This window comes from Polynucleobacter sp. KF022, assembly GCF_027924105.1.
In the GTDB taxonomy this organism is placed as follows: domain Bacteria; phylum Pseudomonadota; class Gammaproteobacteria; order Burkholderiales; family Burkholderiaceae; genus Polynucleobacter.
Genome location: NZ_AP026972.1, coordinates 459,817 through 476,996, shown reverse-complemented (window position 1 = coordinate 476,996; position 17,180 = coordinate 459,817). Strand labels below are relative to the sequence as shown.

The 17,180-nt window shown below is 45.5% G+C and carries 18 protein-coding genes; 6 read left to right on the top strand and 12 right to left on the bottom strand.

All coding sequences use genetic code 11. The annotated features are described in order from the left end of the window. Nucleotides 1-6: 6 nt before the first annotated feature. The gene (locus PKF022_RS02560) at nt 7-999 is read left to right on the top strand and encodes a tripartite tricarboxylate transporter substrate binding protein (RefSeq protein WP_281777102.1); all 993 of its coding nucleotides are present in this window, start codon (nt 7-9) and stop codon (nt 997-999) included. Nucleotides 1,000-1,170: 171 nt separating this feature from the next. Here PKF022_RS02560 and PKF022_RS02555 read toward each other — a convergent pair whose 3' ends face one another. From PKF022_RS02555 to uvrB, 9 genes are all read right to left on the bottom strand, one after another. After that, on the bottom strand, nt 1,171-1,611 hold the full coding sequence (locus PKF022_RS02555) for a cupin domain-containing protein (protein WP_281777101.1): 441 nt from the start codon (nt 1,609-1,611) through the stop codon (nt 1,171-1,173). Between the two features lie 6 nt (nt 1,612-1,617). Beyond that, nucleotides 1,618-1,956: an ISC system 2Fe-2S type ferredoxin gene (gene fdx, locus PKF022_RS02550; protein WP_215348652.1), complete on the bottom strand. Its 339-nt coding sequence runs from the start codon at nt 1,954-1,956 to the stop codon at nt 1,618-1,620. Between the two features lie 38 nt (nt 1,957-1,994). Further along, nucleotides 1,995-3,860, bottom strand: a complete 1,866-nt coding sequence (gene hscA / locus PKF022_RS02545; RefSeq protein ID WP_281777100.1) for a Fe-S protein assembly chaperone HscA — start codon at nt 3,858-3,860, stop codon at nt 1,995-1,997. Between the two features lie 28 nt (nt 3,861-3,888). After that, on the bottom strand, nt 3,889-4,416 hold the full coding sequence (gene hscB, locus PKF022_RS02540; protein ID WP_348773172.1) for a Fe-S protein assembly co-chaperone HscB: 528 nt from the start codon (nt 4,414-4,416) through the stop codon (nt 3,889-3,891). After that, nucleotides 4,394-4,717, bottom strand: a complete 324-nt coding sequence (gene iscA, locus PKF022_RS02535; protein ID WP_216231435.1) for an iron-sulfur cluster assembly protein IscA — start codon at nt 4,715-4,717, stop codon at nt 4,394-4,396. The genes hscB and iscA overlap by 23 nt, the downstream gene beginning before the upstream one ends. A 12-nt stretch (nt 4,718-4,729) precedes the next feature. Next, a complete protein-coding gene (iscU, locus tag PKF022_RS02530) occupies nt 4,730-5,116 on the bottom strand; it encodes a Fe-S cluster assembly scaffold IscU (RefSeq protein ID WP_281777098.1) in 387 nt (128 codons plus the stop codon). A gap of 29 nt (nt 5,117-5,145) precedes the next feature. Then, nucleotides 5,146-6,366, bottom strand: coding sequence for an IscS subfamily cysteine desulfurase (locus PKF022_RS02525; protein ID WP_281777456.1), 1,221 nt, complete (start codon nt 6,364-6,366; stop codon nt 5,146-5,148). A 67-nt stretch (nt 6,367-6,433) separates the two neighbouring features. Continuing rightward, nucleotides 6,434-7,003 (bottom strand): Fe-S cluster assembly transcription factor, encoded by a 570-nt coding sequence (locus PKF022_RS02520; RefSeq protein ID WP_281777097.1) that lies wholly within the window; start codon nt 7,001-7,003, stop codon nt 6,434-6,436. A 152-nt stretch (nt 7,004-7,155) separates the two neighbouring features. Further along, a complete protein-coding gene (gene uvrB, locus PKF022_RS02515) occupies nt 7,156-9,309 on the bottom strand; it encodes an excinuclease ABC subunit UvrB (protein WP_281777096.1) in 2,154 nt (717 codons plus the stop codon). A 159-nt stretch (nt 9,310-9,468) separates the two neighbouring features. Here uvrB and PKF022_RS02510 point away from each other — a divergent pair, with 159 nt between their 5' ends. The 5 genes from PKF022_RS02510 to PKF022_RS02490 are packed head-to-tail and all read left to right on the top strand — an operon-like array spanning nt 9,469 to nt 13,795. After that, nucleotides 9,469-10,668, top strand: a complete 1,200-nt coding sequence (locus tag PKF022_RS02510; protein ID WP_281777095.1) for an amino acid aminotransferase — start codon at nt 9,469-9,471, stop codon at nt 10,666-10,668. A gap of 31 nt (nt 10,669-10,699) precedes the next feature. Continuing rightward, on the top strand, nt 10,700-11,980 hold the full coding sequence (phaZ, locus tag PKF022_RS02505) for a polyhydroxyalkanoate depolymerase (RefSeq protein WP_281777094.1): 1,281 nt from the start codon (nt 10,700-10,702) through the stop codon (nt 11,978-11,980). A gap of 54 nt (nt 11,981-12,034) precedes the next feature. Continuing rightward, nucleotides 12,035-12,721, top strand: coding sequence for an electron transport complex subunit RsxB (rsxB, locus tag PKF022_RS02500; protein WP_281777093.1), 687 nt, complete (start codon nt 12,035-12,037; stop codon nt 12,719-12,721). Then, on the top strand, nt 12,721-13,377 hold the full coding sequence (gene nth / locus PKF022_RS02495) for an endonuclease III (protein WP_216231951.1): 657 nt from the start codon (nt 12,721-12,723) through the stop codon (nt 13,375-13,377). The genes rsxB and nth overlap by 1 nt, the downstream gene beginning before the upstream one ends. Then, complete coding sequence (locus PKF022_RS02490; RefSeq protein WP_281777455.1) at nt 13,370-13,795, top strand: DUF1841 family protein; 426 nt, start codon at nt 13,370-13,372, stop codon at nt 13,793-13,795. The genes nth and PKF022_RS02490 overlap by 8 nt, the downstream gene beginning before the upstream one ends. On the opposite strand, the gene PKF022_RS02485 is transcribed toward PKF022_RS02490, so the two are convergent. The 3 genes from PKF022_RS02485 to PKF022_RS02475 all read right to left on the bottom strand — a co-directional run bounded on the left by PKF022_RS02485 (nt 13,792) and on the right by PKF022_RS02475 (nt 17,156). Continuing rightward, a complete protein-coding gene (locus PKF022_RS02485) occupies nt 13,792-14,232 on the bottom strand; it encodes an HIT family protein (RefSeq protein WP_281777092.1) in 441 nt (146 codons plus the stop codon). The genes PKF022_RS02490 and PKF022_RS02485 overlap by 4 nt on opposite strands. Before the next feature lie 107 nt (nt 14,233-14,339). Beyond that, nucleotides 14,340-15,638, bottom strand: a complete 1,299-nt coding sequence (gene aceA / locus PKF022_RS02480) for an isocitrate lyase (RefSeq protein ID WP_068322277.1) — start codon at nt 15,636-15,638, stop codon at nt 14,340-14,342. A 282-nt stretch (nt 15,639-15,920) separates the two neighbouring features. Continuing rightward, on the bottom strand, nt 15,921-17,156 hold the full coding sequence (locus PKF022_RS02475; protein WP_281777091.1) for an MFS transporter: 1,236 nt from the start codon (nt 17,154-17,156) through the stop codon (nt 15,921-15,923). Nucleotides 17,157-17,180: the final 24 nt, after the last annotated feature.

Below are 17,180 nucleotides of genomic sequence, written 5' to 3'. Positions count from 1 at the left end.
AATACTATGTCATCTTTCAAGAGTACTTTTATTAAGCAGAAAAAATGGGTTGCCGTGCTTTGTTATGCACTTGGCATATTAGGCTCTAGCAATCTAGCCGCACAATCATGGCCCGATAAACCTATCAAGATGATTGTTCCATTTGCCGCAGGCGGAAGCGCAGACATTTTAGGCAGAATCCTTTCCCAAGAGCTTGGCAAGAATCTTGGACAAAACGTGATTGTTGAAAATCGCGGGGGAGCAGGCGGAAATATTGGGGCAGAAATAGTAGCCAAATCTCCAGCGGATGGCTACACCATTCTCCTAGCCTCTGGCAGCATGATGACAGTGAATCCCTTTATCTACAAAAAAGCAGCTATTAACTATGCAAAAGACTTAACTTACATCACCACTATTGCAACGGTGCCGATGGTTATTGCTGTAAATCCGAAGCTTCCAGTAAATACACTCCCCGAACTGATCGCCTTAGCTAAAACCAAAGAACTGAATTTTGGATCCGCAGGTATCGGCAGCCAGATACACATGGCCAATGAAAACTTTATTTATGCAGCCGGAATTCAGGCAACTCACGTGCCTTATAAAGGTGAGAACCCTGCTTTGAATGATTTGATAGCTGGGCAAATTGATTTCATGGCAGGTAACTTCCCTGCAACCGGCGGTTTTGCTAAAGCAGGACAAGTAAAAGCACTTGCCGTTACAAGTAGCAAGCGATTAAAGCAATTACCCAATGTCCCTACCGTCTCTGAAGCGGCGATTCCTGGATTTGAAAATACTGGTTGGTTTGCTTTGGCAGTTCCAATGGGCACACCACAATCAATCATTGACAAAATTTATGTGGCCACCGAAAAATCTTTCAAAGCTCCAACCCTGCTTGCCAATTTGGATACCAACGGTTTAACGCCAATGATGATGAAAAGCAAAGATGTAGATGCCAAAATACAAGCCGAGTCTGCAAACTGGGAAAAAGTCATTAAGGCTCGAAATATTCCAACCCAATAAAAAACCATCAAAGAAAAAGCCACCCCGAAGGATGGCTTAAAAGATTTTTTTGGAGGTACTACCTAAAGAATGAACTACGAATTCATATTAATACTCTAGAAATCTCCGCCTGATAGCATTTGCATGATTACAGGGATTGATGCATCAAGTTGGTGCATCAATCCCTAGTTTTTAGGGGTTGGGCTTCTTAATTGCCAAAGGCAGATCCTTGGTGGTGGCGTAGAAAACCACCAATTCCACGGGTACGGAACCTTGATTGATGCCGTGATGCCACTTTTCAACCATCTCGATCACAACATCGCCCTTTTTAAAGTTGCGCTGCATACCACCCTCTTGAAAGACTGTCAGCTCCCCATCAATTACATAAGCAGCATTAATAGCGGGATGCTTGTGAATTGGTAACGCAGTATTTGGAGGGATAGTAAATCGCATTACAGCAACCTCTGGCGCACTCATCAAATAAGGAGGCAATGGGCTGCCTGTCCAATCATTACCACTGCGAACCACCAAGTCCGTCACTATTCCAGGATGATTTTCATTCGCGTGTACAGGAGTAAGTGAAGCAAAAACTAAAGTAAATAGGAGTAGCGAGAATCTCACCAATCTCATCATGAAATCTTAGTGATTTTCTTTAGCATGGTTGATTGAATATTTGGGGATTTCAATCACCAAATCCTGTTTTGCCACAATAGCCTGGCAAGACAATCGAGATTGAGGATTTAAGCCCCAAGCACGATCAAGCATATCTTCCTCATTTTCATCAGGAGGATTCAAGCTTTGAAAGCCCTCTTTCACAATCACATGACAGGTAGTGCAGGCACACACCATATCGCAAGCATGCTCAATTGGAATATCGTTCTCCAACAAAGCCTCACAAATCGACGTACCCGGAGCAACTTCAACAACTGCTCCTTCAGGACAATACTCACTATGCGGTAGGACAACGATTTGGGTCATGATTCTTTTCTACTTATGTTCTATTAATATTTTCTTGCTTAAATTTCAGCAACATTTTTTCCGGACAAAGCCTTCTGAATGCTAGCGTTCATGCGTTTTTGTGCAAAGTCATCGGTAGCTTTAGCAGCTCGGTCAACTGCCTTACGAACGATTTCGCTATCCTTCTCTTCATTCAATATTTTTTGAAGCAATGCCATTTCTTCATCGACCTTATTCTGCTCTTCTGCATTGAGAAGATTGCGATCACTATTGAGAGCTGTTTGCACTGCGTCCAGCAAGCGCTGAGCATTAACCTGCTCTTCACGCAAGGATCTAGAAAGCAAATCTTCTTTAGCAGAGGCAAAACCATCCTGCAGCATGCGTGTAATCTCTGCGTCAGTTAAGCCGTAAGAAGGCTTAATATCAATTGACGCTTTAACGCCAGAGCCTTGCTCGGTTGCGCTTACAGATAGAAGGCCATCAGCATCCACCTGGAAGGTAACGCGGATGCGTGCAGCTCCCGCAGCCATGGCTGGTATACCGCGTAACTCAAATTTACCGAGAGAGCGGCAATCTTGTGCCAACTCACGTTCGCCCTGTACCACCTGAATTGCTAAGGCAGTCTGGCCGTCTTTAAAGGTTGTGAAATCCTGCGCTCTAGCTACTGGAATCGGCGTATTACGAGGAATAATCTTTTCTACCAAGCCGCCCATGGTTTCCACACCAAGAGAAAGTGGAATGACATCCAACAAGAGCCACTCATCATCTTTACTCTGATTACCAGCCAGCAGATCAGCCTGCATTGCTGCGCCTAATGCAACAACTTGATCAGGATTTAAATTATTTAATGGCTGCGTACCAAATAACTCTCCAACAGCACGCTGCACATTTGGCATGCGGGTTGAACCACCCACCATCACCACGCCTTTAACATCCTCAGATTTGAGTCCTGCATCTCGCAAGGCCTTTTTACAAGCCATGAGGGTTTTGGTAACGAGATTCTGAGTGATCTCAAAAAATTGGGCTTGGCTGATACCGACATTAACTACCGTGCCATCAGCAAGCGTTTCATGAACGCGCGCTAACGGATTGTGGCTAAGTTGCTCTTTCGCATGTTTACAGGCCTGCAAGAGCGTACGATGATCATGTATAGATAGTGGCGGAAGCTTAGCTTGCTCAATGACCCAGCAATACAAGCGATGATCGAAGTCATCACCACCTAGAGCAGAGTCACCCCCAGTAGAAAGAACCTCGAAGACACCCCTACTCATACGCAGTATGGAAATATCAAAGGTGCCACCACCCAAATCGTAGACGGCGTATACCCCTTCCGAGGCATTATCTAAGCCATAGGCAATTGCCGCCGCAGTTGGCTCATTCAATAAACGGAGGACTTCAATACCAGCTAATTTCGCAGCATCTTTCGTTGCTTGACGTTGCGCATCATCAAAGTATGCAGGGACTGTAATTACAGCACCGACGATTTCATCATTCACAGAGTCTTCTGCCAACTGACGCAAGCGTGCCAAGATTTCAGCAGAAACTTCAATTGGACTCTTGTCCCCAGCCACTGTTCTTAATTTAAGCATTCCAGGCTGATCAACAAAATCATATGGAGCACTTTCAATATGCTCCACATCAAGTAAACCTCTACCCATAAAACGCTTCACTGAAACAATCGTATTTTTTGGATCAAGCACGATACTTTCAAGGGCCTCAAAACCGGCTTGAGTTCTACCATTGGGTAGATAGCGAATCACTGATGGAAGCAACTCACGACCCTGAGCATCTGCCAAGACTTTTGGCAAGGCATCGCGCACAATCGCTACCAAAGAATTAGTAGTGCCCAAATCAATGCCCACGGCAATACGACGCTGATGAGGCGCTAGCGATTTACCGGGTTCAGAGATTTGTAATAAGGCCATAGGAGATAGAGTTTAGCTTGGGTAAGGACTAGATTAAGGCCGCAATAGTGTCGTCAAGCTCAACCGCAAACTTATCGATAAACAACAAACCACGCAGTAGCTCTGCTGCTCGCTGATAATTCTTAGCGCCATCAATAGCCTGAGTGATTTCTGCAAGAGTATCTGCTTTAGATTTCTCAACTTCAGACATTAAGTCCTCAAGTGCAGGCAAGTCTTCCGCCTGTTCGTCTAGATTTTCACGCCATTCCATCTGCTTCATCAGAAAAGCAGCAGGCATTGCTGTATTGGTCTCCAACTTGGCATCAACGCCATGAAGTTGACACATATACAAGCCACGTTGGATGGGATTTTTAAGCGTCTGGTAAGCGGTATTCGCTAAGGTCGCCATTTGCATAGCAAGACGCTGCTCAGAGTCACTTCCGCGGGCGAAGCGATCAGGATGTACTTCTTTCTGAATTGCTAGGTAAGCCTGATCTAATGCAGGCAAATCGATTTTGAATTGCTGATTTAAACCAAAGAAGTGAAAGTAATCGTCAGACGCGGAAGGATTCGCCACAACCACACTCATCTTTTACGTTTGGATTTTGAAACTTAAATCCCTCGTTCAAACCCTCGCGTACAAAATCCAGCTCTGTGCCATCTAAGTAAGCCAAACTTTTTGGATCTACAAACACCTTAATGCCATTGGACTCAAATACTTGATCCTCAGCGGCGGGCTCATCTACATACTCAAGTTGATACGCCAAACCAGAACATCCTGTAGTACGAACGCCCAAGCGCAAGCCACAACCTTTACCGCGTTTCTGTAGATTGCGGTTTACGTGTGCAGCTGCTTTGTCGGTTAAGGTAATTGCCATAGTGGTACCTGCTTATTTCGCTGGATGCTTTTCTTTGTAATCGGCTACCGCAGCCTTGATGGCATCTTCAGCCAAGATGGAGCAGTGAATTTTTACTGGTGGCAATGCAAGCTCTTCAGCGATCAATGAATTCTTGATCTCAAGGGCTTGATCCAAAGTCTTGCCTTTAACCCACTCGGTTACCAATGAAGATGAAGCAATCGCAGAACCGCAGCCGTAAGTCTTGAACTTAGCATCCTCAATTACACCTTTGTCATTCACGCGAATTTGCAACTTCATCACGTCACCACATGCAGGTGCGCCAACCATGCCGGTACCTACGCTGTCGTCACCTTTTTCAAATGAACCAACGTTGCGGGGATTTTCGTAGTGGTCGATGACCTTATCGCTATATGCCATGGTATTTCCTCTTTAATCTCTTATGTCTTTTAGTGTGCTGCCCATTGAATCGTGCTTAAGTCGATTCCATCTTTGTACATTTCCCACAGTGGTGATAACTCACGCAACTTGGCAATCTTTTCTTTCACCAACTTGATGGTGAAATCCACTTCTTCCTCAGTCGTAAAGCGGCCTAAGGTAAAACGAATAGAGCTATGGGCTAATTCATCATTGCGGCCCAGGGCACGCAATACATACGAAGGCTCCAAAGATGCTGAAGTACATGCCGAACCGGAAGAGATCGCTAAATCCTTCAATGCCATCAGCATGGACTCCCCCTCAACATAGTTAAAGCTAATGTTCAGGTTATGAGGCACTCGATTGTCCATGTCGCCGTTGACATAAACCTCTTCAATATCTTTTAAGCCATTTAATAAGCGGTCACGCAAAGCACGGATACGCTTGTTTTCTTCGGCCATATCGATGCGAGCAATACGGAATGCCTCGCCCATACCAACAATCTGATGCACGGCTAAGGTTCCAGAGCGCATACCACGCTCATGCCCGCCACCATGAATCTGAGCCTCAATGCGAATACGGGGCTTACGACGCACAAACAAGGCGCCAATACCTTTGGGTCCATAAGTCTTATGAGCGGAGAAGCTCATCAAATCTACTTTGGTCTTTTCTAAATCAATTTCTATTTTGCCGGTCGCTTGCGCTGCATCTACATGAAAAATGACGCTGCGTGAACGGCACAATTCACCAATCGCAGGAATATCTTGCACAACACCGATTTCATTATTGACATACATCACTGAGGCCAAAATTGTTCCCGGCTTCATTGCAGCTTCAAGTTGCGCAAAATCAATCAAACCATTCGGCAACACATCTAAGTAAGTGACATCAAAGCCTTCGCGCTCTAATTCGCGGCATGTATCTAAAGTAGCCTTGTGCTCAGTCTTTACGGTGATGATGTGATTGCCACGATCTTTATAAAAATGCGCAGCGCCTTTTAATGCCAAATTAATACTTTCAGTCGCGCCGCTAGTAAATACGATTTCCCGTGGATCAGCATGTACCAAAAGGGCAACTTCTGAACGCGCCCACTCCACCGCCTCTTCTGCGGCCCAGCCATAAGCGTGGCTGCGTGACGCAGCATTACCGAACTGCTCGCGCAGATAAGGCAACATTTTGTCGACCACAAGAGGATCAATCGGCGTAGTAGCGGAATAGTCCATGTAAACCGGGAAGTGCTTAGGGCTAAACATCGGAACCGGTTGCTTTGGAAGATCTTTTGGGGCGTTCATGGTTTATCTATCGGTAGGTAATACGTTATTAACTTTGTCGCGCCAAATTAAATACTGAATTAATTAATGGTGCTTTAGGGGCGGCTTCTTTTTTAGCTGCAAGCGCAGGAGCAGGCTTATCTGCTTTAGTGCTTTCAACTTTGATTTTCTTTTGACGCATATCTTGAATCACAATGCCGCGTCCTTCTTGTTGTTGCACTAAATCTTTCAAACTCACTGAACTCAAGTACTCAACCATTTTGGAATTGAGATTACTCCAGAGATCATGCGTCATACAGCGGCCATGATTTTCTTCATCGGTATGGCAATTGCCTTTACCGCCACATTGAGTCGCATCGAGTGGCTCGTCAACTGCAACGATGATGTCAGCAACACTCACCTCGGAAGATGGTCGCGCCAGGGTGTAACCACCGCCAGGACCACGAGTACTCTCCACAATATTGAAGCGACGCAATTTACCGAACAATTGCTCGAGGTAAGAAAGGGAAATTTTTTGCCTTTGGCTTATTCCAGCCAAAGTTACAGGGCCATGCGTTTCACGCAGGGCTAAATCAATCATTGCGGTTACTGCAAAACGACCTTTAGTTGTAAGTCTCATATGTCACCTTGGTAATGGATTGTTATGGACAGCTCACAGTCGGGCGGGTAATACCCGACCATTCCACTCAACTTTAACATAATCCCTAGCAATCTGCTCGGGAATTATCCCAAAAATCCCTCAGACAAACCGGGAATTAGCTGGTTAGGTCTTTAGACCGAGTCCCTGGACCTGGCCCCAAAGGCCATTTCTTTGACTTTAGTAAGTCGATCTCGGGTGTTGGCAGCCTTTTCAAACTCCAAATTCTTGGCTTCAGCGTTCATTTGCTTCTCTAAGCGCTTAATTTCAGCCGCCAGGTCCTTCTCGCCCATATCCTCATAGCGAGCCCGCTCCTGTTCAACCTGCATCTCCTGACGCTTCTCTTTGACATCGTAGACGCCGTCAATGATGTCTTTGATCCGCTTTTGAACCCCTTTTGGCTCTATTCCATGTAGTTTATTAAAGGCAATTTGTTTAGTTCGGCGTCTTTCGGTCTCCCACATCGCCCGCTTCATGGAATCGGTAATACGATCGGCGTACAAAATCGCTTTGCCGCGCACGTTACGAGCTGCCCGTCCAATAGTCTGAATCAAGCTGCGCTCTGAACGCAAGAAGCCTTCTTTATCGGCATCCAAAATAGCCACTAATGAGACCTCTGGAATATCCAAACCTTCACGCAATAAATTAATACCAACCAATACATCAAAGACGCCTAAACGCAAGTCGCGCAAAATTTCTACGCGCTCCACCGTATCAATATCTGAGTGAACGTATCGCACCTTCACGCCGTTATCGGATAGATAGTCAGTTAATTGCTCTGCCATACGCTTAGTCAACACAGTCACCAACACCCGCTCACCTACTTTTACACGCGCATGTATTTGATCCAACAAATCATCTACCTGCGTACTTGCTGGTAAGACTTCGATTTCTGGATCAACCAATCCAGTTGGTCTAGCGACTTGCTCAACAACTTGACCTTGATGAGTGTTCTCGTAATCTGCTGGCGTTGCAGAAACAAAAATGGTTTGACGCATCTTCGTTTCAAACTCAGTAAATTTGAGTGGACGGTTATCCATCGCAGAAGGCAAACGGAAACCAAATTCCACCAAGGTATGTTTACGAGATTTATCGCCGTTGTACATCGCATTGAGCTGCCCAATTAAAACGTGGCTTTCATCAAGGAACATCAAAGCATCATTAGGCAGGTAATCCACCAGCGTAGGCGGAGCTTCGCCAGACGCGGCGCCAGAGAGGTGGCGAGAGTAGTTCTCGATCCCTTTACAAAAACCCAATTCATTGAGCATTTCCAAATCAAAACGGGTGCGCTGTTCAAGACGTTGTGCTTCAACCAACTTACCATCTTTAACGAACTCATCTAAGCGAGTACGCAATTCTGTTTTGATTGTTTCGATGGCTTTCAGAACTGTATCGCGCGGAGTAACGTAGTGCGAACTTGGATACACTGTAAAACGTGGAATCTTCTGACGAATTTTTCCAGTGAGAGGGTCGAAGAATTGCAAACTTTCGATAACATCATCAAACAACTCAACGCGCACTGCCAACTCATTATGTTCGGCAGGAAAAATATCAATCGTGTCGCCGCGCACTCTAAATACACCGCGCTTGAAATCCAATTCATTGCGGTCGTACTGCATAGCAATGAGTCGCATCAAAATATCGCGCTGACTCATCTTGTCACCAGGGCGCAATGTCATCACCATGCTGTGATAGTCGCCCGGATTACCGATACCGTAGATTGCAGAAACAGTAGCAACAATGATGACGTCACGACGCTCTAAAAGACTCTTGGTTGCCGACAAACGCATCTGCTCGATGTGTTCATTAATTGAAGAGTCTTTTTCAATGAAGAGATCGCGCTGAGGTACATAAGCCTCAGGTTGGTAATAGTCGTAGTAACTGACGAAGTACTCAACGGCATTTTTGGGAAAAAACTCCCTAAATTCACTATAAAGTTGGGCAGCCAGGGTTTTATTCGGGGCAAAAATGATGGCTGGGCGACCTGTTCTGGCAATCACATTGGCCATCGTGAAGGTCTTTCCAGACCCAGTAACCCCTAAAAGCGTCTGAAAGGTCAATCCATCCTCTATACCCTCCACCAGGGCATCAATCGCCTGAGGTTGGTCGCCAGCAGGTGCAAATGGCTGATAGAGCTGATAAGGGGAGTCTGGGAAGGTCACAAACTTAGTAGGATCAAGGTCGTGGCCGGCCTCGCCCAATGGATCTGCCGCCGGGCTTTTATTTACCGTTTTTACTTCGGAATTTGGAGCAATTTTGGGCAACTTAGGGGGCATCTCGGCTATCATTTCACCTGTGAGATTTCTTCACAGCGAATTTTGTACAAACAATGATTTTGCCGTTTTTCTTAGGAAATAGTTGATTCTGGCCTCAAAAACCGACAATTAAACTGAATTTAACGTCAATTACGAACAAAACCACCCTTTAACCCTCAATTTCAAGCTCAAATGACCCTGTTTGCCTCAGTTCAACTAGCCCCTAAAGATCCTATTTTTGGCCTCACAGAAGCCTACGTTTCAGACCAACGTGCTGACAAAGTGAATTTAGGTGTTGGCGTGTATTACACAGATGAAGGCAAGGTTCCACTTTTAAAAGCGGTGATCAAAGCTGAAGAGGCAATTGTTGCGAAGCACTCTCCACGCAGCTACATTCCCATCGAAGGCCCAAATCCATATAACAGCGCAGTGCAAAACTTATTGTTTGGCGCTGACTCATCACTCATTAAAGATGGTCGTGTTGTAACAGCTGAGTGCCTTGGTGGCACAGGTGCATTACGTGTTGGCGCAGACTTTATTAAACGCCTCAACTTAAATGCGCCATGCGCGATTAGCAATCCAACTTGGGAAAACCATCGCGGCATTTTTGAATCTGCTGGCTTTGAAGTAGTTGAGTACACCTACTTCGACGGCAAAACTCGTGGCGTCGATTTTGATGGCATGGTGAAATCTTTAGAGTCATTCCCAAAGAACACCACCGTGTTATTACATGCTTGCTGCCACAACCCAACTGGCGCAGATATTACTGAAGCGCAATGGCGTCAAGTAATTGATATCTGCAAAAACAAGGGCTTGATTCCTTTCTTGGATATGGCTTACCAAGGCTTTGCTGCCGGGATTGAGCAAGACGGTGTTGCAGTTCGTCTCTTTGCTGAATCAGGCATGTCTTTCTTTGTATCAAGCTCTTTCTCTAAGTCATTCTCACTCTATGGTGAGCGTGTTGGCGCACTGTCCATCGTGACACAAAGCAAAGATGAATCTACTCGCGTGCTTTCACAATTGAAACGCGTGATTCGCACTAACTACTCCAACCCACCAACTCACGGCGCAGCAATTGCTGCTGCTGTTTTAAATTCACCAGAACTGCGCAAGCTCTGGGAAGACGAGTTGGCAGAAATGCGTGATCGCATTAAAGCAATGCGTCATGGTCTCGTTGAAAAACTCGCTGCTGCTGGTGTCAAGCAAGATTTTGCTTTTATCGAAAAGCAGCGTGGAATGTTTTCTTACTCAGGCTTAACGGCTGAGCAAGTTGAGCGCTTACAGAAAGAGGACGGCATTTATGCTCTCTCTACTGGACGCATTTGTGTGGCGGCCCTCAATACTAAAAATATTGATAAAGTGGCTAAAGCAATCGCCCGCGTCTTAGCGTAACAAGCGGATACCCTGAATTACCGGAGGCACCATGCTATATCAGTTACACGAATTCCAAAAAGCCTTACTTCAGCCTGTTAGCTCATGGGCACGCGCTGCTTCTGAAGCTTTTATTAACGCTTCTAATCCTGCATCAATGGTTCCAGGCTCCGAGCGTTTGGCTGCTAGCTATGAACTCCTCTACCGCTTAGGCAAGAATTACAAAAAACCAGAATTTGGTATTCGTTCCGTGCAGGCACATGGTCGCGAAGTGGCTATTCATGAAATCACCACCCTTGCAAAACCTTTCTGCAAGTTGGTTCGTTTCAAGCGCTTCTCCGATGATGTTGAAGTCATCAAAAAACTCAAAGAAGATCCTGTAGTTTTAGTAGTGGCACCTTTATCAGGTCACCACTCCACATTGTTACGTGACACTGTGCGCACACTCTTGCAAGATCACAAGGTTTACATCACCGATTGGATTGATGCACGCTTGGTTCCAGTTGAAGATGGTGAATTTGGTCTCGATGACTATGTTCACTATGTACAAGAATTTATTCGGACTATCGGCGCAAAAGATTTGCACGTAATTTCTGTATGTCAACCTACCGTTCCAACATTAGGTGCAATCTCTCTCATGGCATCTGCCGGTGAAGCAACCCCAGCATCGATGATCATGATGGGCGGCCCAATTGATGCACGTAAATCACCAACTGCTGTGAATAACTTGGCGGATCAGAAGTCATATGAATGGTTTGAGAGTCACGTGATCTATAACGTGCCACCTAACTACCCAGGCGCTGGTCGCAAAGTGTATCCAGGCTTCTTGCAACATACTGGCTTTATTGCCATGAACCCGCAAAACCATTTGCAGTCTCATTGGGATTACTTCCAAAACTTGGTACGCGGCGACGAACAGGATGCTGAATCACATATTCGCTTCTACGATGAATACAACGCCGTATTGGATTTAGACTCCAAGTTCTACCTAGACACTATCAAGACTGTGTTCCAAGACTATGCATTGCCTAATGGAACATGGGAAGTTGCTGGTGAGCTCGTGAAACCACAAGACATCAAAAAGACTGCCCTCCTTACTGTTGAGGGTGAGCTTGATGATATTTCTGGAAGTGGTCAAACACGGTCAGCCCACGCTTTATGTGCAGGCATTCCAAAAGAGAATAAAGACCACTATGAAGTTGCTGGCGCAGGACACTACGGCATCTTTGCTGGACGTCGTTGGCGCGATAAGGTTTATCCAAAAATCAAAGCCTTTATTCGCGAACATCAGAACACGAAGAAAACCGCTACTCAAACTACTAAGTCTGCATAAATTAAGGGCTCTTCGGGGCCTTTAATTTTAAGAGCACCCTTGTAAGCAATGCCCATGAGCCAAGCCAATAACCTCGTTGATCAACTTGAGGATATTCTTCCGCAAACACAATGCACTAAGTGTGGCTACCCGGATTGCCGCGGATATGCAGAAGCCATGGCCAGTGGTGAAGCCTTACCGAATCGATGCCCTCCTGGCGGTATTGAGGGCATTCAGCGACTGAGCAAGGTTCTTGTGCCCATCTATCCACAGGATGCCTTTGAACTCCACCCCACCATTGATCCAGAGTGCGGTGTAGAACGCCCTCGCCCAGTTGCGTTTATAGATCCACAGAAATGTATTGGCTGCACACTCTGTATTCAGGCATGCCCAGTTGATGCCATTGTTGGCGCCTCTAAACAAATGCACGTCGTGCTGACTGAGTGGTGCACAGGTTGCGACCTTTGCATTCCACCATGCCCAGTAGATTGCATCAGTATGATTAATGTCACCGGAGATAAAACTGGTTGGGACGCTTGGTCACCCGATCTTGCTGATATCGCACGTAAGCGCTATCACGAACGTGACGTACGATTAGATCGAGAGCAAAAAGATAATGATGATCGACTCGCCAAAAAGGCTGCCGCTAAATTGCAGTCTGTAAATAATGAGTCGCCTCAATCTGAAGAAGCATTAAAAGAGCAAGAGCGTAAACGCGCCATCATTGCCGCAGCGATTGCACGTGCTCAACAAAAGAAATGATGAATCTAGAAAAGCGTCGTGCTTTTTTTGAGCAGCTCAAAGCAAATAATCCTAAACCAGAAACCGAGCTGGAATACAGTTCGCCCTTTGAACTTCTTATTGCAGTACTGCTCTCTGCACAAGCAACAGATGTATCTGTTAACAAGGGAACACGCAAACTCTATAAGGTTGCGAATACCCCGCAAGCTCTTTTAGATCTTGGTGAAGAAGGTGTAAGACCCTACATTCAGCATATTGGTTTATTTAATTCTAAAGGTAAGCATATTCAGGAAACCTGTCGACTGCTATTGGAAAAACATGGGGGTGAAGTACCTCAGACTCGTGAAGAATTAGAAGCCTTACCAGGCGTCGGCAGAAAAACCGCGAATGTAATTCTCAATACAGCTTTTGGTCAACCTACCATCGCTGTTGATACTCATATATTCAGAGTCTCCAACCGAACGGGCTTAGCGCCAGGCAAGGATGTCGTCAAGGTGGAGGAGCAATTACTTAAACGCGTACCAAAAGAGTATCTACATGATGCCCATCATTGGCTTATTCTGCATGGTAGATATACCTGTAAGGCGCGCAACCCTGATTGCGCAGAATGCATAGTGGAGCCACTATGTGGATTCAAACAAAAAACTGGCAAAGGAAAAGTTCGTGGCGATATTTAATCCAACCCGCGAAGAAGTACGTCGCTTTTTCTGCGATACCTGGAAAAAGAAGACGGAGAATCATATTCTTGATCCGATGGAAACGCTTGCTAGCGATTGGATGTCAGAACATCCGGAATACCATGCTCTCCTCGCTGATCCAGAAGGCGCCCTAGCGCAGGACTACACACCGGAGCGCGGAGAAACAAATCCCTTCCTTCATTTATCAATGCATTTATCAATTAGCGAGCAAATCTCAATTAATCAACCACCTGGCATTAAGGAGATCGCCGACAAGCTGTCATTGAAGGCAGGCTCAATGCATGAAGCCCAGCACCTCATGATGGAATGCCTAGGACAATTGATGTGGGAGGCACAACGTGAGGGTCAAGCTCTTAGTCCGGAAAAATATCTTGAGGCTCTTAAAAAACTAGCTTAAGAAAGATTGGCAATGGCAGACTTAATAGCTGCCGGCAATTCTTGAGCTTTTTTTCTTCTGGCTTCCAATGTAGATGCTTTCGTTTCTTGAGTCTTCTTAGACCAAGCGGATCCAGGGAAAAAAGCATCGTCTTTAAATCTGGGAATAACATGCCAATGAATATGGGGAACCATATTGCCTAAGGCAGCAATGTTGACCTTATCAGGATGCATCACGTGACGCACAGCCTCTTCAACGGCAAAGACTAAGGTCATGAGATGGTCGCGCTCACCATAGCTAAGATCAGTCATCTCGGCCACATGGCGATTCCAGATTACTCTACAAAAACCAGGCAGATCGGGATCATTAACCATGATGACTCGACAGTCATCTCCGCGCCAAATGATCTGCCCCTCTTCGGGCTTGAGTTCGTCTTTACAGAGTACGCAATTAGTCATGGGAAGAATGTAAACGAAAACGGCATCTAAGTCACCCTTGTGGGGTCATTTAGATGCCGCGGCAGTATTGGTGTATTACTGCTTGCTACGTACTACTTAGGGATTTCTTAGTGGAACTGCTCTTCTTCAGTAGAACCAGTCAATGCAGTTACAGAAGACTTACCACCTTGAATAACAGTAGTTACGTCATCGAAGTAACCAGTACCAACTTCTTGCTGATGTGAAACGAATGTGTAACCACGATCACGAGCAGCGAATTCTGGCTCTTGTACTTTCTCGATGTATGCAGTCATACCGCGCTGCATGTAGTCTTGAGCCAAGTCAAACATGTTGTACCACATAGAGTGGATACCAGCCAATGTGATGAACTGATACTTGTAACCCATGGCACCTAACTCACGTTGGAATTTAGCAATGGTTGCGTCGTCCAAGTTCTTCTTCCAGTTGAAAGATGGTGAGCAGTTGTAAGCCAACATCTTGCCTGGGAACTTCGCACGAATTGCCTCAGCAAACTGACGAGCAAACTCGAGGTCAGGAGTACCTGTTTCACACCAAACCATATCAGCGTAAGCAGCGTATGCCAAACCACGTGAGATCGCTTGATCCAAGCCTTTACGTGTCTTATAGAAGCCTTCAGCTGTACGCTCGCCTGTCAAGAATGGCTTGTCATTTGCATCGTAGTCTGATGTCAACAAGTCAGCAGCTTCAGCATCGGTACGAGCCAAAATGATAGTTGGAACACCCATTACGTCAGCAGCTAAACGTGCAGAGATCAATTTTTGTACAGATTCTGTAGTTGGCAACAATACCTTGCCACCCAAGTGACCGCACTTCTTAACAGAAGACAATTGGTCTTCGAAGTGAACACCAGCAGCACCTTGCTTGATCAATGCTTTGCTTAATTCGAATGCATTCAATACACCACCGAAACCGGCTTCAGCATCGGCAACGATTGGTGCGAAATACTCGATATAACCTGGATCACCTTTATTGATGCCTTTAGCTGTTTGAATTTCGTCAGCGCGCTGGAATGAGTTATTGATACGCTCAACCATCTTTGGAACTGAATCAACTGGATACAGAGATTGATCGGGGTACATAGCAGCATATGAATTGCCGTCAGCAGCAACTTGCCAACCTGACAAGTAAATTGCCTGAACGCCAGCCTTAACCTGTTGCATTGCTTGGCCACCAGTCAAGGCGCCTAAACAGTTAACGTAAGCTTCATTGTTTACCAAATCCCAAAGACGCTCTGCGCCATGCTTAGCTAAAGTGTGCTCAATCTTCAATGAGCCACGAAGACGTACAACGTCCTCAGCTGTATAGCCACGTGTAATACCTTTCCAGCGTGGATTGGTATCCCAGTCCTTTTGTAGTGCTGCGATTTCTGCTTTGCGATCTGCCATGTTTTTCTCCCTAAGTTAAACAAGTACTTCAAAATTTGAGGACTCTTAAGACCAGTTCAAGTCTTATGTCTTATATAAGAGTTTAGACAGTTAAAAAAAGCAAGCAAGCAAAATATAGGATATTTTTAAAAATATTTAGTTATTTAAATTCAATAACTTAAGGATATATTTTTACCATGTGGAATGAATGTCCACGGTTTGGAATAAATTGAGGGGTTGCTGATTGCACTGCATTTTACGCAGCGTAATGACATTTCATATTATGAAATTATTAGGGCTTAACTAAGCGGTTTTTGGCGCAATACCGGCAGACACCTTAAATACCGTTGGAATGATCATGAGCTGGAAGGCAACAATACCTAGGAATAATGCCTTTGGAAGGCCGGCATCCATAAAGAAGCCAAAGATAAATGGGCCAACTGCAGCGCCTAAATCAATGCCCGAATAAACGATTCCGTAAACGCGTCCAGCAACGCCTTTTGGAGTTACCGTCTTCACCAATAGATCTCGTGAAGGAGCAACAACACCATAGCCAAAGCCTAAGCCAAAAAATAAGATTGGAATAAGGCCAACCGGAATAAATCCAGTACCTAGCAATAAGCACATCACTATCGTTACAGATAAACAGGATGTCACGATACGCTCAGGCGCTTTTAACTTAGCTGCTAAATATCCACCAAACAAAACACCACCAGCACTACCAAGTGCCAATAAGGTGATGTAATAACTTCCCACATCTAATGGGACTTGATAGATTGAAAATAATGCACTTGGTGCAAAAGATTGCAGACTTGAAGTAGAAGCCATGCTGAAGAAAAAGAAAATCCAACATAACCATACCGCAGTTAACTTCAAAAATGCGAATGCACTCTCTTGCGCAACCCCAGGATTAGCAGCTTGGTTGCTTGCTTGAGTATCATCATGGCGCTCTTTGACGTTATCTAGAAGATAGCTTCGATTAACCCACAGAACCGCCAAGATACAAGCCTCCAGCAGAGCTGCGCTTAAGAATGCAATACGCCAATCGCTGAATTGGGCAATGGCAACCATGAAGGCAGGCGCTGCCGCCCAACCTAAGTAGCCCGTGACTCCATGCATTGAATAGGCGTACGGTAGATTAGGAGGTGACACCTTATGATTAATGAGTGTGTAATCAACAGGATGAAAAATACCGTTTCCGCAACCAGCAATCACTGCTCCCAATATGAGCATGGCATAACCATTACTTTGCGAATACACCAGGGCCGCAAGAATTAGCAAGCTAATACCGCTAAACAGAACTGGCCTTGCGCCAATGCGATCCACTAAAAATCCTGAGGCGGCTTGCGCAATGCAAGACACCACAAAGAAAACTGACATGAGTAAACCGAGCTCAGCGTAACTCAATGCAAAAGCGTCCTTCAACCACGGGAACATGGGAGGAAGAACTAAATGAAAGAAATGAGAGCTGCCGTGAGCTAGGCTAATGAGACCAATAACCCGGACATCACTGGCACGCCTACTAAGCGCAACAGTCATGTTCCGAGTTTACTGGCGCAGGAA